The 20,057-nt window shown below is 42.1% G+C and carries 14 protein-coding genes and 1 other annotated feature (1 of these 15 cut by a window edge); of the genes, 9 read left to right on the plus strand and 5 right to left on the minus strand.

Going from position 1 to position 20,057, the window contains the following annotated elements; all coding sequences use genetic code 11:
- The first annotated feature begins 14 nt into the window (after window positions 1-14).
- The 3 genes from ACQKMH_RS02465 to murC all read left to right on the plus strand — a co-directional run bounded on the left by ACQKMH_RS02465 (window position 15) and on the right by murC (window position 6,026).
- Window positions 15-1,202: a M20 family metallopeptidase gene (locus ACQKMH_RS02465; RefSeq protein ID WP_427585922.1), complete on the plus strand. Its 1,188-nt coding sequence runs from the start codon at window positions 15-17 to the stop codon at window positions 1,200-1,202.
- A 426-nt stretch (window positions 1,203-1,628) separates the two neighbouring features.
- Window positions 1,629-4,439, plus strand: a complete 2,811-nt coding sequence (locus ACQKMH_RS02470; RefSeq protein WP_427585923.1) for a DNA translocase FtsK — start codon at window positions 1,629-1,631, stop codon at window positions 4,437-4,439.
- A gap of 282 nt (window positions 4,440-4,721) precedes the next feature.
- The gene (gene murC, locus ACQKMH_RS02475; RefSeq protein ID WP_427585924.1) at window positions 4,722-6,026 is read left to right on the plus strand and encodes a UDP-N-acetylmuramate--L-alanine ligase; all 1,305 of its coding nucleotides are present in this window, start codon (window positions 4,722-4,724) and stop codon (window positions 6,024-6,026) included.
- A 97-nt stretch (window positions 6,027-6,123) separates the two neighbouring features.
- Here murC and ACQKMH_RS02480 read toward each other — a convergent pair whose 3' ends face one another.
- Window positions 6,124-7,236: an aminopeptidase gene (locus tag ACQKMH_RS02480; RefSeq protein ID WP_427585925.1), complete on the minus strand. Its 1,113-nt coding sequence runs from the start codon at window positions 7,234-7,236 to the stop codon at window positions 6,124-6,126.
- Between the two features lie 228 nt (window positions 7,237-7,464).
- On the opposite strand from ACQKMH_RS02480, the gene ACQKMH_RS02485 reads away from it, so the two are divergent.
- The 5 genes from ACQKMH_RS02485 to ccpA all read left to right on the plus strand — a co-directional run bounded on the left by ACQKMH_RS02485 (window position 7,465) and on the right by ccpA (window position 12,059).
- Entirely contained in the window at window positions 7,465-7,974 is a 510-nt protein-coding gene (locus ACQKMH_RS02485; protein ID WP_427585926.1) for a DUF948 domain-containing protein, read from the plus strand.
- A gap of 50 nt (window positions 7,975-8,024) precedes the next feature.
- On the plus strand, window positions 8,025-8,597 hold the full coding sequence (locus ACQKMH_RS02490; RefSeq protein WP_427585927.1) for a YtxH domain-containing protein: 573 nt from the start codon (window positions 8,025-8,027) through the stop codon (window positions 8,595-8,597).
- A gap of 135 nt (window positions 8,598-8,732) precedes the next feature.
- A complete protein-coding gene (gene ytxJ / locus ACQKMH_RS02495) occupies window positions 8,733-9,059 on the plus strand; it encodes a bacillithiol system redox-active protein YtxJ (protein ID WP_427585928.1) in 327 nt (108 codons plus the stop codon).
- A gap of 550 nt (window positions 9,060-9,609) precedes the next feature.
- Window positions 9,610-10,686, plus strand: a complete 1,077-nt coding sequence (locus ACQKMH_RS02500; RefSeq protein WP_230154590.1) for a bifunctional 3-deoxy-7-phosphoheptulonate synthase/chorismate mutase — start codon at window positions 9,610-9,612, stop codon at window positions 10,684-10,686.
- A gap of 368 nt (window positions 10,687-11,054) precedes the next feature.
- Complete coding sequence (ccpA, locus tag ACQKMH_RS02505; RefSeq protein ID WP_427585929.1) at window positions 11,055-12,059, plus strand: catabolite control protein A; 1,005 nt, start codon at window positions 11,055-11,057, stop codon at window positions 12,057-12,059.
- Between the two features lie 94 nt (window positions 12,060-12,153).
- Here the strand turns inward: ccpA and ACQKMH_RS02510 are convergent, their stop codons facing one another.
- Genes ACQKMH_RS02510 through ACQKMH_RS02520 form a run of 3 tightly spaced genes read right to left on the minus strand, consistent with a single transcriptional unit; the run spans window position 12,154 to window position 14,637 of the window.
- Complete coding sequence (locus tag ACQKMH_RS02510) at window positions 12,154-13,335, minus strand: acetoin utilization protein AcuC (protein ID WP_427585930.1); 1,182 nt, start codon at window positions 13,333-13,335, stop codon at window positions 12,154-12,156.
- Window positions 13,328-13,978 carry an acetoin utilization AcuB family protein gene (locus tag ACQKMH_RS02515; protein ID WP_427585931.1) on the minus strand — a complete coding sequence of 217 codons (651 nt, stop codon included), beginning with the start codon at window positions 13,976-13,978 and terminating at the stop codon, window positions 13,328-13,330. Before ACQKMH_RS02515 ends, ACQKMH_RS02510 begins: the two co-directional genes overlap by 8 nt.
- Window positions 13,979-14,004: 26 nt before the next feature.
- The gene (locus ACQKMH_RS02520) at window positions 14,005-14,637 is read right to left on the minus strand and encodes a GNAT family N-acetyltransferase (RefSeq protein ID WP_427585932.1); all 633 of its coding nucleotides are present in this window, start codon (window positions 14,635-14,637) and stop codon (window positions 14,005-14,007) included.
- A 326-nt stretch (window positions 14,638-14,963) separates the two neighbouring features.
- Here ACQKMH_RS02520 and acsA point away from each other — a divergent pair, with 326 nt between their 5' ends.
- Window positions 14,964-16,682: an acetate--CoA ligase gene (acsA, locus tag ACQKMH_RS02525; protein WP_427585933.1), complete on the plus strand. Its 1,719-nt coding sequence runs from the start codon at window positions 14,964-14,966 to the stop codon at window positions 16,680-16,682.
- Between the two features lie 159 nt (window positions 16,683-16,841).
- Here the strand turns inward: acsA and ACQKMH_RS02530 are convergent, their stop codons facing one another.
- A complete protein-coding gene (locus ACQKMH_RS02530; RefSeq protein ID WP_427585934.1) occupies window positions 16,842-19,844 on the minus strand; it encodes a transglycosylase domain-containing protein in 3,003 nt (1,000 codons plus the stop codon).
- A 149-nt stretch (window positions 19,845-19,993) separates the two neighbouring features.
- Window positions 19,994-20,057: a binding site (T-box leader), on the plus strand; it runs 153 nt beyond the window's last position.

Here is a 20,057-nt window from a genome sequence, read left to right on the forward strand (position 1 = left end):
AGGGGGAAAATATTTTGAAAAATCAATTAATGAATATGCTAGATGCCCGTAAAGAGGAAATGGTTCAAATCCGCCGTCATTTACATGAGAATCCCGAGCTTTCCTTCAAAGAAGAGAAAACAGCACAATATATTATTGATTTTTATAAAGGTAAAGATGTGGACATTCAAACGAATGCAGGAAATGGATTAGGGGTCATCGTAACGATCGAAGGCGGGAAACCAGGGAAAACGATAGGTCTACGTGCCGATTTCGATGCATTGCCGATTACAGAAGAAACGGAGGTTCCGTTCCGGTCAAAAAATGAAGGTGTCATGCACGCTTGCGGACACGATGGCCATACCGCTTATTTATTGGTCCTGGCAGACTGCCTAGTAGAGTTAAAAGATTCTCTTTCCGGTACCATTAAAATCATTCATCAACATGCAGAAGAAACACCCCCTGGAGGCGCAAAAAGTATTATGGAATCAGGGGCTCTGGATGAACTGGATGCTGTTTTTGGCATTCATTTATTCCCGACACATCCAACTGGGGAAATTGGATATCGCGGCGGCTTTTCGATGGCTGGAAGGACCTATTTCAAATTAGCAATAAAAGGAATGGGAGGTCATGGTTCATCCCCGCATATGGCCAATGACGCCATTGTCGCAGGTGCCCATTTCGTCACAGCCGTGCAAACCGTAATCAGCCGTCGCTTGAACCCTTTTGATATGGGTGTGGTTACGATCGGTTCTTTTGATGGAAAAGGTAGTTTTAATGTCATTAAAGATTGTATAGAAATAGAGGGGGATGTCCGTTATATGACAGCAGAGACACAAAAGCTGATAGATAAGGAAGTCCACCGGATCGTTAAAGGGATAGAAACGGAATTTGGTGTTCAGTGTGAACTGTCGTATGTTCCTGATTATCCACCGTTATATAATGACCCTGAACTGACTGGATTCGTGAAAAATAGTCTTGAAAGTATGAACGATGAAGATATTAAGAAGGTCGTGGAATTTCCGATGTTCTCAGGTTCGGAAGATTTTTCGTATTATGCAGAAAAGATTCCTGGCTGCTTCTTTTACATTGGCTGTAAACCAAAAGGGGTGGAAAGGGCTTATTTCAATCACCATCCTAAATTCGATATAGATGAAGATGCCCTATTGATCGCTGCCAAATCAGTCGCACAAGTTGTATGCAACTTTTGTGAATCGGAATAGTCAAAATGGCCCTTTCTTAGCAAAAAAACGCTGGAACCCACAAAACACCGTTCGGTTTAAACGAACGGTGTTTTATAAGTTTCAGCAGTTATATGAATGCCACCGGAGATTTCGTATAGGGTGATGGCATGTGTTACGGACGTCTCAAATGGTTGCATGGAAACTTAATCTCTTTGTAAACGCGATTTAACAGCGGTGTTTTATTTAAATAGTAGACTAGGGACTAAAGTTATTTCGCAGTGGATAGGTTTAAACTCTTTTCAGAAGGGGTTTAGTAGGGTAGGAGTTAGGCGAAAAACGCAGTGTCGGTAAAGAATCGGAAAAAAATGTACATACTAATCCCAATTTAGCTTAAATTTTCTCGATATTTTAAAAATAACTGGTAGAATTAGTTACATAACTACAGATGTAGAAAGAGTGATAGGTTTGAAATGGCTAAATAAAATGAAAAAATGGTTCCAAGCAGAGGAAATTATTGAAATTGAAGAAATTATTATAGATGAACCGCTTGATGAAGAAACTTTAAGGAATATGGATTTTTCGAAGATTTCTAAGGAAAAGAAAGAAGAAATAAAAGTTTACAATCAAACAGTGGAAAAAATGTCCCAGACAAAAGATCCGGATACAAAAATCCTGTTTCAATATCCAAAAGGAGAGTTCAAGTTCCCTCTCATTCCCGATCGGGAGCATAACAAAAGAAGCCCTAGGGAAAGAAAGAAAGAAGATCGCGAACCAAAGCAGGGTAACATGACCAAAGAAACGAGAAGGCCAGTGAGGGAGCCTGAACCAAAACGGAGAAGCACGAATCGGGATCCAAACCCAAAAATAGTCCCGTCGAATACTCCATTCCGCCCAACGGAAATCCCTTCACCCATTTATGGATTTCGCCGTCCGGAAAAAAAGATCGTCCCTTCTGAAAAAATTGTTGAATATGAATTAGAAAGCACATTGCCTGTTCTTAAAAAAGAAGAACTTTATAATGATATTCCAGCATCAATCCCTGAAGTTCCAGCAGCCTATGAGGAATTGACGATAGAACCATCCGTTCTTGCACCAGAACAAATAGAAGAAAAAAGGGAAGGGTCGGAGATACCCGCTTTCTTTCGTAAAAATTCCATTGAGGCGGAACCTGAAGAACCAGTAAGCAAGCCCGCTGAACTTATAACAAAGCAAGTGGAAGAAAAAAAGGCTTATGAACACGATCATGATGATTTTGGACGAGAAGTCGCTGTATCCTTAATGGAACAGATTGAAGATGCACCGTCTGAAGCTATAGAGGTTCCTCGGGAAACCGCCGTACTATCAACTCAACCAATGAGTCATGCAAGTGAGCCATCATCTGTGATACCTGATGAACAGCCTAAACAAAAGAAAAAACATATCCCTTTTAATGTGATGATGCTTAAGCAAGATCGAAAAAGTAACGAGTTCTTGAATAAAATGATCCCGGAAAAAAAAAGCCTTAATGTCGAAAGGGGTATAGTTTCACTTGATAAGGAACCTCTAATGAATACTGATGAAGCGGATGTAGGACAAGCGAAACAAATCATACCTGAATGGCAAATGGAGGAAGGCAAGGGTTCGTTGAAAGATGGGACTCCTGTCACTCTGGAACCCGCAAACTTCACGGAAACCAACTTTGTTTCCGAAAAGGTCGCCAAGCCCGAAAATGCCGTTGAAGCCAATATCGGTTCGAACCCGGTCCAAGAAACATCGATTTCTGAAAGTCGTAATCATGGTGCAGCTTTCTCCGAGGAAAAAGCGGAAGGGAGACAAAGCGCAGCCCCAGAATCTTTTGGTCCACTGGAAGTAGATGATAATCCATACTATGTGTTTCCAAATATTGAGTTGTTGACACCTCCTACTTATGCTGTGCATGATGATGAGTGGCTCGAGGAACAAACTTTATTACTGGATGAGACGTTGAAAAATTTTAATGTTCGTGCAAAGGTTGTCAATGTCACTCAAGGGCCGGCAGTGACTCGTTTCGAGGTGCATCCGGAACCGGGAGTGAAGGTGAATAAAGTGACAAACCTGATGGATGACATCAAATTAAGCCTTGCCGCCCAGGATATGCGGATGGAAGCGCCGATTCCGGGTAAACATACAATTGGGATTGAGATTCCGAATAGGAAAAGCAAGCCGGTATTTTTGCGAGAGGTTTTGGAAAGTACTGAATTTCAAGAGCATGAATCACCTCTTGCAGTGGCACTCGGCCTTGATATATCAGGTCAGCCGATTATCACTGATTTGAGAAAAATGCCTCATGGATTAATAGCCGGACAAACGGGATCAGGGAAAAGTGTCTGTATCAACACCATGCTGGTCAGCTTGCTGTATAAAGCGACGCCGCAGGAGTTGAAATTACTATTAATCGATCCGAAAATGGTCGAGCTTGCCCCGTATAACCGAATCCCGCATTTGGTCAGTCCGGTCATAACCGATGTAAAGGCCGCTACGGCTGCGCTGAAATGGGCGGTAGAGGAAATGGAACGACGCTATGAATTGTTTGTACATGCCGGTGTCCGTGATATCAGCCGCTTTAATGACCAAGCGGAAAAAGCCGGTCAATATTCGAACAAGCTGCCCTATATCCTGGTGATCATCGATGAGCTTGCGGATCTAATGATGATGTCCCCGGCTGATGTCGAGGAGGCGATCTGTCGCATTGCTCAAAAAGCCCGGGCCTGTGGCATTCATTTAATTGTAGCCACTCAGAGACCTTCAGTCGATGTCATCACTGGTTTGATCAAGGCAAATATCCCGACAAGGATCGCGTTCTCTGTTTCTTCCCAGGTCGACTCGCGCACAATTATCGATAGTGGGGGAGCAGAAAAGCTGTTAGGAAGAGGAGATATGTTATTTGCTGAAAACGGCTCATCAAAAACTGTTCGTTTGCAAGGAACTTTTGTAAGTGATGAAGAAATAGATCAGGTCGTCAACCACGTGAAATTGGAACAGCAGCCGAAGTATCTTTTTGAACAGGAAGACTTGCTGAATAGGGCCCAGGTCACTGAAGAAGCGGATGAACTGTTTTTCGAGGCATGTGAATTTGTCGTGAGCCAGCAGGCTGCATCTGCATCGAGCGTCCAAAGGCGCTTCAGAGTCGGCTATAACCGTGCAGCGCGTCTAATAGAAATGATGGAGCAGCAGGGAGTCGTATCTGAATCCAGAGGATCAAGACCCAGGGATGTTTTGATTACAGAAGAAGAACTGGAATTTTTACATGGTAATTAAGAGAACCGATTAAAAGGAAATTGTATATAATGTGAAAGGGTGAAAACCCGTTGTTATCACCTTAATGGACGCAAAAGCCAATGATTTGATAAATTGGCATCTGCCTGACATGGATGAATGAATAAAAAAGTGATATAATAGTTATTTGTTGATGAATGATTGAAAATATAAGCATTAAACCTATGAAGAAATTGCGTTTCTAACAAGTCTCGTAAAGAAAAACAAATAAAAGATGACGTCATATACTGTCATACAGGTAGACGATTGGTGGAGGTTCGCTTTATGACTGCTTACCATTTTGTGGGAATTAAAGGGTCGGGTATGAGTGCTCTTGCACAAATACTGCATGATATGAATATTGAAGTGCAGGGTTCCGACTACGAAAAAGAATTTTTTACACAATTGGCATTAGAAAAAGCCGGGATTAAAATCCTTCCTTTCAACGAGGAAAATATACAACCTGGAATGACCATCATTGCAGGAAATGCGTTTCCGGATAGTCACCCGGAAATCGTGAAGGCAAATGAACTTGGTTTGCCGATCATCCGTTATCACCGTTTCCTTGGTGATTTCATGAAAAACTTTATCAGTGTGGCGGTTACCGGAGCGCATGGAAAAACATCAACGACCGGATTACTTGCCCATGTAATGGGTGGCGCAAAACCGACATCCTTCCTGATTGGGGATGGAACGGGTAAAGGAATCGTGAATTCCGATTACTTCGTATTCGAAGCATGTGAATATCGTCGTCATTTCCTTTCTTATTATCCGGATTATGCAATCATGACGAATATTGATTTTGATCACCCTGATTATTACGCCAATGTCGAAGACGTGTTCGAGGCATTCCAAGCAATGGCCCTTCAAGTCAACAAAGGCATTATTGCGTGCGGTGATGATGAGCATTTACCACATATTCAGGCGAAAGTACCAGTTATTTTTTACGGATTTGCAGAAGGAAATGATTTTCAAGCGAAAAATGTTTCCGTCTCTCCGAATGGCACTACTTTCGATGTGCATGTAAGGAACAATTACTATGATACATTTACTATTCCTACTTTTGGAAAGCATAATGTTTTGAATGCACTTGGTGTCATTGCTCTTTGTAAATATGAAAACTTGGATACGGAAGCTGTGAAAGCCCAATTGCGCACTTTTGGCGGAGTTAAACGCCGGTTCTCTGAAAAGGAAATCGGAAGTCAGATCATCATTGATGATTATGCGCATCATCCGACTGAAATCTCAGCAACTGTTGACTCAGCGCGTCAAAAATATCCGGAGCGTGAGGTTGTTGCGGTATTCCAGCCGCATACTTTCTCGAGAACGCAAGCATTCCTGGATGAATTCGCCGACAGTTTGAATTTGGCCGACAAAGTATACTTATGTGAAATTTTTGGATCTGCTCGTGAACATCAGGGGAAATTATCGATTGAAGACCTTCAAGATAAAATTCCTGGTGCCGAACTGATTACGGAGAACACAACATCAATATTGCAAAATCATGAAAACAGTGTCGTGTTATTCATGGGTGCGGGGGACATTCAAAAGTTCCAAGCTGCCTACGAGCATTCACTGCAGGTAAAATAAAAAAACGATCGATCCCGTATAGTGGATCGGTCGTTTTTTTTATCGGTATTTATTTAAAAAAACCAGCCGCATGTTTCGTATGCTGCTGGCTTTTTCGTTATTTTAAATTTTCTGGATTTAAATTTTCCAGTACCGGTAAAACGAAACGTCCGTCCTTACGTATCAAGACGTCATCAAAATGGATTTCCCCTCCGCCATATTCAGGGCGTTGAATATTGACCAGGTCCCAGTGAATGGCTGAATGGTTTCCGTTAAAGGCATTATCATAGCATTGTCCGGGAGTGAAATGAAAACTTCCATCAATTTTTTCATCAAAGAGGATATCTTGCATCGGGTGTAGAATATAAGGATTTACACCAATTGCAAATTCACCGACATATCGTGCTCCTTCATCAGTATCAAAAATTTTGTTAATGCGTTCCGTGTCATTCGCAACTGCTTCAACGATTTTTCCATCCTTGAATGTTAACTTCACGTTTTCAAAAGTAAAACCCTGATAAGGGGACGGAGTATTATACGAAATCACTCCATTGATGGAATCTTTCACAGGAGCTGTATATACTTCACCGTCAGGAATGTTCAGCTCACCTGCACATTTGATGGCTTTAATGTCTTTGATGGAGAAGGTTAGGTCCGTACCGGGCCCAGTTAAGCGGACCTTATCCGTTTTATCCATCAATTCAACAAGGTTGTCCATGGCTTTGCTCATTTTGCCATAGTCGAGGTTGCAGACTTCGAAATAAAAGTCTTCGAAAGCTTCTGTACTCATTTTGGCTAATTGGGCCATGGAATTTGTCGGGTAGCGAAGTACGACCCATTTTGTTTTTGGCACGCGGATATTTCTATGTACTTTACCGACTGTTTGTCCATGAATCGCCATTTTCTCTGGAGGGACATCGGATTGTGCATTGATATTATCCCCGGCACGGAGGCCGATATATGCATCCATCTGGCTCATTACGTTCGCTTCAAACTCACCCATCATCTTGTACTGTTCTTCTTTGGCACCCATCAACAAGGCACGATCCACTTGATGATCCTTTAAAAGGACGAACGGATAACCACCTGCTGTATAGGCTTCATTAACAAGGGCGTTAACAAGTTCGCGCTGCAATCCAAAGTTTTCGATCAAGATTCTTTCACCTTTTTGAAGTTTCACGGAATAATTGATTAGGTTTTTGGCCAATGTTTCAATTCTGGGATCTTTCATTAAAATACCTCCATTGTATAAATTCGACTTATCTTTCTATCATACCCGATTTCCTGCCATAAGTGTCACACGTAGAATTTTATGGAGGAACTGGATTTAGACAATAATATTTCCAGATTAGGGTTTGATAGGGTATATTGAAAAAATAAATAAGTTTATAATATTAGGGAAGGGGTAATTAATAACTATCAGTTACCAAGTAAGTCGATTTTTTTCGGAGGTGTTCCAATGGAGATTATTTTATACGTAAGTGCTGCTGTTGCAGCGATAGCTTTCTTGATCCTTGTTATATTCCTAACAAAGGTACTGACATCACTTCAAACAACCCTGGACAGTGTGGCCCGGACGCTGACAGGACTTGAGAGCCAAATGCAGGGCATAACGCTCGAAACTACCCAGTTATTACATAAAACAAATACGTTGGCTGAAGATTTGCAGCATAAGTCAGAAAACCTGAACACAGTGGTTGATGCTGTGAAGGAAGTGGGTACATCCATCTCTAGCTTTAATTCTTCGGTCCAAAAAGTTTCCCATAAAGTGCAGGCGGAGATTGATAATAATCAAGAACGAATCTCACAAATTGTACAATGGAGTAACGTAGCCTTAGAGATTCGGGACAAATGGAAGTCAAGAAACAAACAGGCTGCCCCGAGCCCCACTGAAAGGGCGGAGTTAGAAAGGGAAGCGTTGGAAACCGATAACTTACCTAAAAAAAGGTTTTTACGTTCTAGATCTTAAAATCTAGTTAAATAAAAATAAATAACTGAAAATTGAAAGGGGAATGTATTATGACTCAAAAAGAATTTCAAACAAATGACTATCAGAAATCCTATGAGGACGAACGCGACTCGATCAATTCAAAAGACTTTATGATTGGCGCCTTAATCGGCGGGATGATCGGAGCGGCTACCGCTTTGTTCATGGCTCCGAAAGCAGGCAAGGAATTAAGGAATGATTTTAATGAACAAGCTAGAAACATTTCTGAGAAAACAGAAAAATTAAGACAAACAGCTATTGAAAAAGGTACTATTTTTGCAGATACTGCAAAAGAAAAAACAAGTTCCGTCACTGAGATCGTTTCAAATAAATCATCCGATATCGTTAATAAAGTGAAAAGCTTAAAAACTGGAAAAGAAAACGGTGACGCGGCTGATGATACGACAAATTCCAGCAACAAAGATATAGATGTAACGGGAGCTTCCGATTCTCCAATCGTATCCGTCGAAACCAATTTTGCTAACGGCACGGACTCAGAAAATAATCCAGCCGACCCAACAAGCGGAAATAAGAATGCGGCAAAATTAAAACTTGATGAAGCGAAAAAAGCATTTGAAGAAACTGAGAATAAATTGACGAAATAAACTCTAAACCCTTTCATTCCTTCATTATGGATGAAGATGCATAGAGGTACGAAAGATAAGGCGGTGAAGTGCTTCAATGGCTTCATCGCCTTTTTGATGGTAAAATTTATAGGACAAGGAAAGGAGACATATAGTATGACCATAACTAAAATTGAAACAGAAGAACAATTCAATGAGCTTTTAAAAGAGGATACATTCCTGCTCTTCAAGCATAGTGTTACTTGCCCTGTCAGTGCGGAAGCATATGAACAATATGAGAAGTACATCTTAGGGAACGAACAACTTAAAACGGCCTACCTAGCCGTTCAGGATGCTCGTCCACTTTCCAATTATGTGGCAGAAACATTTGAAATCAAGCATCAATCACCCCAGGCCATACTTTTTAAAGGTGGAAAACCTGTCTGGAATGAATCTCATTGGCGGATTACAAACGATTCATTGAGCAAGGCCATTACTGAATGAATTTAAAGGCCGGATCCCTTTCCTTTGGTAAGGGGCCGGCCTTTTATTATTCCATGGTGGCAATAGGATTATTAAACGGTGTCCAGGGGAAACCTTTTCTTGAAAGGTGTTGCCTGTTCATTAGCTGCGCAAGGAGTTCAGGCAGCTGCAACTCTTTAATCATTTCTGGATGGCTCCAGGCAAGTGGCAGACGATTTGATCATGGTCCAATTCTCGTGAGATAAAATATCAATTAAATTATAGCTTTCCTGTTCTATTTCCAATATAATTCCTACAACGGATCGTGTTTCAATATTCAGTGTTCTTGCATGAGTAACACCTGCTTTTAAGCATTTATAACTTTAATGCTTAAAAGCGTTTAATTATTAAAGAAAAATATCGTGACATTTGCGGATACTTCATTTATAATTAATTTAATCATACATGAAATATTCTAAAATTTTCATTGATAAAATGATCGGGGTGAATGATCGAAGACTCCAAAGGTATTTTTGAGTTTGATGATCGCAAAACCGATTTCTATTTTAAAAAACGAAGGGATGGATTTGTAATGAGCAACAAAGAGCTTGATGGACTTCGTAATCAACTGGACGATGTGAACCTTCAGTTATTACATCTTATTAATCAACGTGCTGAACTTGTACAGGAAATTGGCCGCGTAAAAGAAAAACAAGGTGTAAACCGTTACGATCCGGTCCGTGAAAGAACGATGCTGGATCTTATCGAAGCTAATCATCAAGGACCACTTGATCTTGGTTCGATTAAACATATTTTCAAGGAGATCTTCAAATTGGGCTTGGAGCTTCAAAAAGATGATCAGAAGAAAACGCTACTTGTTTCTAGAAAACAAAAGGCAGAAGACACCATCATCGACATTAAGGGTGAATTGGTCGGTAACGGGATTCCTAGCTTCGTTTTCGGACCATGTGCCGTTGAATCTTATGAACAAACAGCTGCGGTAGCTGAAGTCATTAAAGCTAAAGGTTTGAAATTGATGCGCGGCGGTGCATTCAAGCCACGTACATCCCCATATGATTTCCAAGGACTTGGTTTGGAAGGCTTGCAAATACTTAAACGTGTTGCTGATGAATACGGCTTGGCTGTCATCAGTGAAATCGTAAGTGCTAACGATATTGAAGCGGCTATCGATCATATTGATGTCATCCAAATCGGTGCACGCAACATGCAAAACTTCGACTTGTTAAAAGCGGCTGGTGCCGTAAATAAACCAGTTCTTTTAAAACGCGGACTGGCTGCAACGATTGAGGAGTTCATTCATGCAGCGGAATACATCATGTCGCAGGGTAATGGTAACATCATCCTTTGCGAACGCGGTATCCGAACTTACGAAAAAGCAACAAGAAATACACTTGATATCTCTGCTGTACCGATTTTAAAACAAGAAACTCACTTACCGGTCATGGTTGATGTAACGCATTCGACTGGACGTCGAGACCTATTGCTTCCAACAGCTAAAGCGGCTCTTGCCATCGGTGCTGACGGAGTTATGGCAGAAGTGCATCCGGATCCTTCCGTTGCTTTATCGGATTCTGCACAGCAAATGGACTTCAAACAATTTGATGAATTCTACGAAGAAATTAAACGTTTGAACTGGGTTACTGTATAAGCTGTAAAGTCTTAAAATATCTATTTAGGGCCCTTACCACCTTGGCAAGGGCTCTTTTTAATGGTTTTTTCAGAAAAAGTATCGAAATAGGCACTATTGGATTGCAGGAAAGATTCGACTATCGTATGATAAATAACAAGAATGAGAACTGTTCGGAAGATTGGGTCATACATAAAGAGATATCTATGTGAATTTTATACTTGAAAAGGGTATTGAATATTTGGCTGAGAAGAGAGTAAGACTGCATTTTTTGTTAGGCAGATCGTTCCTGAAAAATCTTCCTTATAGAGGAAAACGCATAAAAGAATATTTCCCGAAATAATTCGGGTCTTTTATGGGAAAAATGAAAGAAATGGAGGAATGGATGAATGAATAATATAACCATTTATGATGTGGCGCGTGAGGCGAATGTTTCCATGGCCACCGTTTCCCGCGTAGTTAACGGGAATCCAAATGTAAAGCCAGCGACAAGGAAGAAAGTTTCGGATGTGATTGAGAAGTTAGGGTACCGTCCCAATGCAGTGGCAAGGGGTCTTGCCAGCAAGAAAACGACTACAGTCGGGGTCATTATACCAGATATCTCCAGCATCTTTTTTGCCGAATTGGCACGAGGCATAGAAGATATAGCGACCATGTATAAATACAATATCATTCTAAGCAGTTCTGATGAGAATATAGATAAGGAATTCCATTTGTTGAATACGATGCTTGGAAAACAAGTGGATGGTATCGTATTCATGGGAGGCAACATTTCTGACGAGCATGTCAAAGAGTTTAATAATTCACCCGTTCCAATCGTTCTGGCCGGTTCGGTGGATGAAAGCGGACAAGTTCCATCGGTTAATATTGATTATGAGGCTGCGGCATTCGACGCAGTGACTTTTTTCGCTCAAAAAGGACACAAGCATATCGCATTTGTAAGCGGAAACCTGTCCATGCTGATTAATGAAAAGAAATTGGCTGGTTATAAACGCGGGTTGAAAGAGGCGGGGCTTTCATATAATGAAAGTTATATCGTTGAAGGCGATTATACATATGATTCTGGAATTGAGTCTTTTGAAAAATTCCTGGAAGCGGATGAGAAACCGACAGCATTCATTGTCGGAGCCGACGAAATGGCGCTTGGAATTGTCCATGCCGCCCAGGACAAAGGACATAATGTACCGGAAGACTTTGAAGTGATCAGCTTTGACAATACTAGATTGACTTTGATGGTACGTCCGCAAATCACGACGATCGTCCAACCTCTCTATGATATTGGTGCGGTTGCGATGAGGCTCCTGACAAAATTGATGAATAAAGAGGAAGTGGAAGAAGGTCATGAAATAGTGATCCTGCCACATCGGATTGAAGAACGTCAATCAACTAAATAAGCTGGTTTAGAGAGTGCCCTGAGGGCGCTCTCATTTTTTATTCCACAGGTTATATCCACAAAACAAAAAAGATCGTTTTTCAACGATCTTTTCATTAGCTGTGTTCATTGCTTGACCATGTTTGTTTGGAAGAACGGATGGGATAAAGGACCTTTTCAAGCGTTAGGGCATTCTTCTCGCTAATTTCAGGCTTCCTCGGAATGGGTTCGTATATATCTTCCATATCATCCCATTCTATCGGGAGGGGCACAGGGGACTCCGGCTGCCATGTATCAATCCATTCTTTTGATAGGGGACCTGAAATATCATTATTCGTCATTTCAAGCCAGACCCTCGACCAGGCCCTCGGGACGACGCGCCATATATCATAACCGCCGCCACCCACGGCAATCCAGCGCCCGTCGCAATACTTATGGGCCATTTCGTGGGCCAACTTTGGTATCTCCCTGTAAATCTTCATGGTGGCAGATAAATGGGTAAGTGGATCGTAATAATGGGAATCTGCTCCATTTTGCGTTAATATGACATCCGGTTTGAAGAATTCTATGACCTCTTTAAAGGCAGCCCTATAGCATTCCAGCCAAGAGTCGTCTTCCGTGAACGCATCGACCGGGATATTGAATGAATAGCCATAGCCTTTTCCTTGACCCCGTTCATTAATATTGCCCGTGCCGGGAAATAAGTACCGTCCCGTTTCATGAATGGATAGTGTACATACATCCGGATCGTCATAAAATGACCATTGGACTCCGTCACCATGATGGGCATCTGTATCAACATACAAGACGCGTGCGCCATATTTTTTTTGCAAATACTTAATCGCTACCGAACTATCATTATAAATGCAAAAGCCTGAGGCTTTCCCGCGGAAACCGTGATGCAGGCCCCCTCCAAGATTAAGTGCGTGCAGGGACTGACCGGTCATGACGAGATCCACGGCCGTCAAGGTACCTCCGACAAGCAAGGCGCTTGCTTCATGCATGTTGGGGAATATTGGGGTATCTTCCGTTCCAAGCCCGTAATTTACAGCCTTTTCAGCGGGGAGCTTTCCCTCACCTGCCAATCTGACAGCGTTTACATAATGCGGATCGTGGATCAGTTCCAATTCTTCATCGGTAGCCATTCTGGGCTTGATAATTTGATCATCACTGATGGCATGGTGTTTTTTTAATAAATCAAGCGTGAGTTTAAGCCGTTTTTGATTGAATGGATGATCATCGTTGAATTTATAGGTAAGAAGTTCATCCGAATAGACAAAAAGGGATGTATCATTCATGGGAAATCCCCGGTAGACTAGGCCATAAAACGGTATAGCCCTCTTTCTTCAAATCCTCCACTACCATAAATGGATTCATCGTCTGCACACGAATTACAAGAATTTTATAATCGGTACCATCTTTTTCAGGATAAACAAGAGTACTGAGGATATTCGTATTGCGCCTTTTGAAAATATGGGCAATATCATGAAGGCTACCTGCCTTATCCGGAATTCTGATTTCGATTTGGGAACCGGGTTGATTGACTCCAGTCAACTCAACGTAAGAATGAAGTAAATCAGAACCGGTTATGATGCCTACTAACTTTCTTCCCTTTACAATTGGAAGGCAGCTGATATTGTTATCACAAAAAACAGCCCCGATTTCTTCCACGAAATCTAGCGGGTGCCCTGTGATTATTTCCGTTTTCATGATGCTGGATAGTGGTTTTTGTAAATCATTTTTGTATTCTGCGGTGCGGAATATAGAGGGGGCAGCATCCCGAATATCACGGTCGCTGACTAATCCCACAAGTTGAAAGCTGTCATCGACAATGGGAATATGGCGAATTCGTTTCTCCTTTATGATCATGACAGCGCTATGGATTGTATCCGTTGGAGTGAGGGTGAAAATATCCTCATTCATTATTGTTTCAACAATCATTTTCTTTCCTCCTCTTCCTCGCCTCTTTAATACATGAACCGATTCATAAAACGTAATTGGTCGAATTTTTGGATGGATTCCTGCGGGACTCTTTTGCCAATACGGGCCATCAGGCAGTTGGCCGGGTGGGAACTGATTTCAGGATCATCTGTTGCAAAGTAGACCAAGCCGCCGGCACTCATCATTTTTTCCATGACCTTGCGATAGTCCCAAATATTCAGGCCTGTTCCTTTCAAATCCCAATGCCAATAGTATTCAGTGGTGATGATGATGAAGTCTTCAACGGAATCGTCTTCCATGGAAAGGCGAATTAAGTTCTTGCCGACGGAGGCACCCCGGTATTTAGGGATGACCTCGATTGCACCAAGCTCAATCAGGTCCTCCATCTCGATTTCCGACCAGCGCTCCAAGGGATCGGGATATAAGTAAGTTACATAACCCACGATGGTTTCATTTTCACGGGCGATGAAGATCCTGCCCTCAGGCAAGTCTGCAATCTCTATTAACGCTTTATGCTGCAAAGCAGGCGGGCGAAAGGCGACCAAGTCTTCGTGAAACTCATAAGCGGACATTCTTTCGCCGTTTAACGGCCCCTCGATGATGATAGTTCCGCTTAATGTCTGCAGTTCCTTAGTATAAAAGGTCTTATTATATTCCATTCTTTCACCCCCCTTGTAAATTAGTAATCTTTCACTCTCGCATTCCGGAGTATAAGAAGCATTGAAAGCTTACATAAATTATACATAAAAACAAGGGGCATAATTCAGAAAGTTCAAAGCATATATGAATCTTTTGTTACAGGGCTTCTTCTTACCCGCCCATCAATATGAATTCACCTTAACTATAACAATATACTTGTATTATTCAAGATTCAGCAAGAAGGAATTTCCCAAAAATGGAAGTATTGAATATTTAAAAAATTGAGATAATTCATTTCTTATACTATAATGAAAATATAGAGCCGAATAAAGGGGGAGTTTGTCGTATGAATGTGAAAGCGTTGCCAGTAGTGGAAGGTAATTTCAATTTAAAGAATTATGATGAAAAATACAAGAAGTTTGACTGGTCCGAGACGGAGAAGGAATTCTCCTGGTCTGAAACCGGTAAAGTAAATCTTGCGTATGAAGCCATTGACCGCCATGTAGAAACATACAAAAAGAACAAAGTAGCCCTTTATTACAAAGACGATAAAAGAAATGAAAAGTATACATTCAAGGAAATGAAGGATTATACGAACCAAGCGGCAAATGTGTTCAAGAACATTGCCAATGTGGAAAAAGGTGATCGTGTTTTCATCTTCATGCCTCGCTCCCCGGAGCTTTATTTTGCATTGTTGGGTGCGATTAAAACGGGGGCGGTCGTAGGGCCGTTGTTCGAAGCATTCATGGAAGGCGCAATAAGGGATCGTCTTGAAGATAGTGAGGCAAGTGTGTTAGTGACGACACCAGAACTTTTGCCGCGCGTACCGGTTGATGAATTACCCCATTTAAAGCACATTTTCTTGGTGGGGGAAGATATAAAAGAAGAAGGAAAGCATCATAACTTCAATAAGAAATTGAAAGAAGCGGATAAAAAATTCGAAATTGAATGGGTGGATCGGAATGACGGTCTGATTCTTCACTATACCTCGGGGTCCACAGGAAATCCAAAAGGGGTGCTTCATGTTCATAATGCGATGATCCAGCATTATCAAACGGCAAAATGGGTTCTTGATTTACAGGATGAGGACGTGTATTGGTGCACAGCGGACCCTGGATGGGTGACAGGGACGTCCTACGGGATCTTTGGGCCGTGGCTGACAGGGACCTCGAATGTCATTGTAGGCGGGCGATTCAAGCCTGAATCCTGGTACAAGACCTTGGAAGACTTTGGTGTAACGGTATGGTATAGTGCCCCGACTGCCTTCAGGATGCTGATGGGCGCAGGCGACGAAATCGTTAAACGGTTCGATTTGAGTTCCCTCCGCCATGTCTTAAGTGTAGGTGAACCGTTGAATCCGGAAGTGGTGCGTTGGGGAATGAAGGTGTTCAATCACCGTATCCATGATACATGGTGGATGACGGAGACCGGAGCTCAGGTCATATGCAATTATCCTTGCCTGGAAATCAAACCGGGTTCGATGGGTAAACCAATTCCTGGTGTGAAAGCGGCGATAGTGGATGATCAAGGCAACGAGCTTCCACCTCATAGAATGGGGAACCTAGCCATCAAGAAAGGATGGCCTTCCATGATGAAGACCGTCTGGAAGAATGAAGCGAAATATGAATCTTACTTTATGCCAGGTGATTGGTATGTTTCCGGAGATTCGGCATATATGGATGAAGATGGTTATTTCTGGTTCCAAGGCCGGGTGGATGATGTCATCATGACGGCAGGGGAAAGAGTCGGACCTTTCGAAGTGGAAAGCAAGTTGGTCGAGCATCCAGCCGTAGCTGAAGCGGGGGTCATCGGGAAGCCGGATCCGGTCCGGGGGGAAATTATCAAAGCATTTATCGCCCTCCGTGACGGATACGATGCTAACGATGAGCTGATAGAAGAAATTCGACAATTTGTAAAGAACGGTCTCGCAGCACATGCGGCGCCACGTGAAATTGAATTCAGGGATAAACTTCCTAAAACAAGAAGCGGTAAAATCATGCGCCGTGTCTTGAAAGCTTGGGAACTGGATCTGCCAACTGGTGATTTATCATCGATGGAGGATTGAGAAGCTGAGTTATGCTTTTAGAGAAGGTAAAAAAGCATCCATGCACATTTGCGTGGATGCTTTTTTTGAGAGTTGGGCGAATTTACCAATCGAGTAGGGAGAGGGTATAAAAAACAGGCTGCCGGGTTATATCCCGACAGCCTGTTTACTTAAAAAATGTCATTCTTTCTCTTCTTCAACTTTATCCGTGTCTTTATCTTGATCATTGACTGTGTCTTTATCTTTGTCAGTCTCTGGGTCTTTTTTATCTGTATTGTCTTTATCTTTGTTTTGCTCTTGTTCTTTGTTTTTATCTGTTTCTTTTTCTTTTTCTTTATCTGGTATACCATTCTCATCTTTTGAGTCTGGTTTTTTATCTTTGTCAGCTATTTGATCTTTTTCGCGATCATCTTCGTCCTTTGTGGAATCATCTTTTGAACTTGTCTTCTTAGCACCGCTTTCTATACGTTGCGATGGGGCTGATTCTTTACCGACTATGTCTACAGCCGTTACGTAATAGGAACCGCCTGAGCTGACTTTGTAAACAAGATTCTCTCCAGCATTGATGCTTGCTACTTTTTTACCGTCTTTATAGACGCGATAGCCGACGACATCTCCTTCATGATGCAAGCCCCATGTAATCTTTTCGTTACTTATGGTTATGGAGAGGGGATCAGGCGCTTTGCCATTATCATTCAGCTTCGCTTTCGTCCCGACGACACCACCTGATTTTTCGCTTCCAGGAATCACTGAACCCGGGTCATCCACATATTTCAATCCGATGTCTCCAAATGACTCCGGATTCAGCATGAACCCGCCACTTGTGAATTCGCCAGGTGTTTGCGGAAGGGCCGCGTATCGTTTGCTGCCGACTGATACATATTGTCCATCTATGAAACTATTATCCGCCCTTGATGGAGCATATTTTGCGATGAATAAATCCGATTTGACAAGTCCTGCCTTTTGACACGAACTTGACGGAAGCAGTCCTGAAACGCCACAGAAGGAACGGCTGACGATCCCGCCCGGCATTTCAAAGCGCTTATCGGGGTCGACGAGTTTCGGTTCGACCTTGTATGCGGCATTGATCAAATCTGCCCAATAATATATATTACGTTTATTATATTCTAGACCATTATACGTTCCTTGCAAGGATTTAGGTGTGTCATAACCCAACCATGTTCCGAATGATACATTAGGGTTGGTAGCGACGAACCAAGCGTCCTGATAGTTTTGTGAAGTCCCGGTTTTACCAGCCCAATCACTTGAGAAAGCAAGGCGGTTCCTGACCGAAGCGGCCGTCCCGCTGTTTACGACATCACGCATCATATCAAGCGTCAAGTAAGCGGCTTGTGGTGAAAAAACATTCACTGGTTTCGCTTTATGTTCATAGATGACCTCGCCATCTTTCGATACGATTTTATCGATCATATAGGCATCTATGAAGTCTCCTGAATTGGCAAATGTGCCGAATGCATTGACGTTTTCTTCAACGGTTACACCATTTGTCATCGCTCCTAGTGACATGGCAGGATTAGAGTAATCCCCTTCTGTTAAGGTTGAAAACCCCATTTTTTCCAAATAGGAAGCCGGCCTGTTGTTGATTATTTTCATGTAAAAGAGCGCTGCCGGAATATTATAGGAGTTCTTCAGGGCCTCTCGTGCTGTTGTTACCCCTGTATAGCTTCCGCCTCCATAGTTTCCTGGGTGCCACATTTTTCCTGCCGGAATGGAAATGGGTACGTTGGCTGATACGCTTCCAGGTGAGATTTTTCCTAATTCAATGCCTGGACCATATACGAGCAGCGGCTTCATCGTTGAACCGTTTGATCGCAGTGATGAGGTAGCATGGTTCGTCTGCTCCCGCTTGAAATTACGGCCGCCTACGAAACTGATGATTTTCCCAGTTTTATTTTCGATAAGAATGGCTCCCGCCTCAACGGGTTCGCTCACCGTTTTCATTTCTTTCGTATCCGGATCGACGACTTGTGCCGTTTTATCATATCCGAAATTTGGATATTTTTTCGTTACTTCCTGCATTTTGTCATAGATCTTTTTATTGACTGTCGTATAAATCTTATAGCCGTTTTGACGAAGCTTACGATCAGCAAGTGCTACATATTGATCTTTTAAATCATCATTCTCTAAATCTTTCTCTTCGTATCCATCTTCTTTTGCTAGACTGACGGATAGAATTTCAATGGATCGTTTTTCAATTTCATACGTGAGCCATGGATACTTCTCTGATGGCATCTCCGTTTTACCGATAAAGTCTTTTGTTATGTCGTATGCGCTTGCTTTATCATATTCTACTTTTGTTATGTATCCGTTACTATACATTCGTTTTAAAACGGTTTTCATCCGGTTGATGCCGGGTTCTTGATTTTCTTTCAGTTTTCCTTGCTGGGTATATGGTGTATAACCGAAAGGGCTTTGCGGCAATCCAGCAATAAAAGCGGATTGGGGCAGAGTCAGATCTTTGGCCTCCACACCAAAAATACCTTCAGCAGCCGACTCGACACCAGCGATGTTCCGGCCGGAAGAATTTCGTCCCAACGTGGAGACGTTTAGGTAGGTTTCCAAAATCTCTTCCTTTTCAAAGAACTTTTCCACCCGGAGTGCAAGCAGGATTTCTTTTGCTTTCCGGTCAAATGATACTTCGTTCGTGAGGACCTGATTCTTAATGAGCTGCTGTGTTAAAGTACTTCCTCCGGATTGGACGGATGCATTCGAAAATTCCTGGTAAATGGCACGCAGGATAGCCTTCGGGACAACCCCGTCATGTTCATAAAAATACTCATCTTCTGTAGCGATGACTGCATTTTTAAGATACTCCGAAACTTTATCGATGGACACTTCTTCACGTTCAAGGTCACTCTTAAGTTTGCCTAAGTATACGTCATCAGCAAAGTATACCTCGGAGGTCTCTTCATAATTGTAGATGTCTTTTTTTAAATCTTCTTTTGAGCGAACCGGCTCATCTTTGACGAGGGCAGCGAAATAGCCGGCTCCGACGCCGCCGGCGAATGAGAATCCTAGAATCCCGACAATAATGAGGATCAGCGTTAAATTCCAAATGACTTGGTATGTAACCCGCGCGTTTTTTTGTGTTTTTTCATTTTGGAAAAAACGTGTCAGCTGCTTCCAAACTGTTTGAAATCTATCTTTTTGATTATTATTCATCGTATCATACCCCCTGAAATCACATATATTATAGCATATAACATGTAGGAGAAAGGGCATCTTTCTTATTTTTCTATAATCTGTAAGGGTGATGTTGACAAGCAATCTTATGTATGATAAAAGTTTATTAACAACTATAAATTGATGAATTGATCGCGATGATAGGACCCAGTAGTCAGACTATCCCTGTTTTAGAGAGCCGGTGGTTAGTGG

This window comes from Peribacillus sp. NPDC097895, from assembly GCF_050277555.1.
Lineage (GTDB): Bacteria > Bacillota > Bacilli > Bacillales > DSM-1321 > Peribacillus.

Bases quoted from the DNA above. Each gene is read 5' to 3' on its own strand.
- murC (WP_427585924.1), top strand. From the start codon at position 4,722: ATGACTGCTTACCATTTTGTGGGAATTAAAGGGTCGGGTATGAGTGCT.
- ACQKMH_RS02480 (WP_427585925.1), bottom strand. From the start codon at position 7,236: ATGAAAGATCCCAGAATTGAAACATTGGCCAAAAACCTAATCAATTAT.
- ACQKMH_RS02485 (WP_427585926.1), top strand. From the start codon at position 7,465: ATGGAGATTATTTTATACGTAAGTGCTGCTGTTGCAGCGATAGCTTTC.
- ACQKMH_RS02490 (WP_427585927.1), top strand. From the start codon at position 8,025: ATGACTCAAAAAGAATTTCAAACAAATGACTATCAGAAATCCTATGAG.
- ytxJ (WP_427585928.1), top strand. From the start codon at position 8,733: ATGACCATAACTAAAATTGAAACAGAAGAACAATTCAATGAGCTTTTA.
- ACQKMH_RS02500 (WP_230154590.1), top strand. From the start codon at position 9,610: ATGAGCAACAAAGAGCTTGATGGACTTCGTAATCAACTGGACGATGTG.
- ccpA (WP_427585929.1), top strand. From the start codon at position 11,055: ATGAATAATATAACCATTTATGATGTGGCGCGTGAGGCGAATGTTTCC.
- ACQKMH_RS02510 (WP_427585930.1), bottom strand. From the start codon at position 13,335: ATGAATGATACATCCCTTTTTGTCTATTCGGATGAACTTCTTACCTAT.
- ACQKMH_RS02515 (WP_427585931.1), bottom strand. From the start codon at position 13,978: ATGATTGTTGAAACAATAATGAATGAGGATATTTTCACCCTCACTCCA.
- ACQKMH_RS02520 (WP_427585932.1), bottom strand. From the start codon at position 14,637: ATGGAATATAATAAGACCTTTTATACTAAGGAACTGCAGACATTAAGC.
- acsA (WP_427585933.1), top strand. From the start codon at position 14,964: ATGAATGTGAAAGCGTTGCCAGTAGTGGAAGGTAATTTCAATTTAAAG.
- ACQKMH_RS02530 (WP_427585934.1), bottom strand. From the start codon at position 19,844: ATGAATAATAATCAAAAAGATAGATTTCAAACAGTTTGGAAGCAGCTG.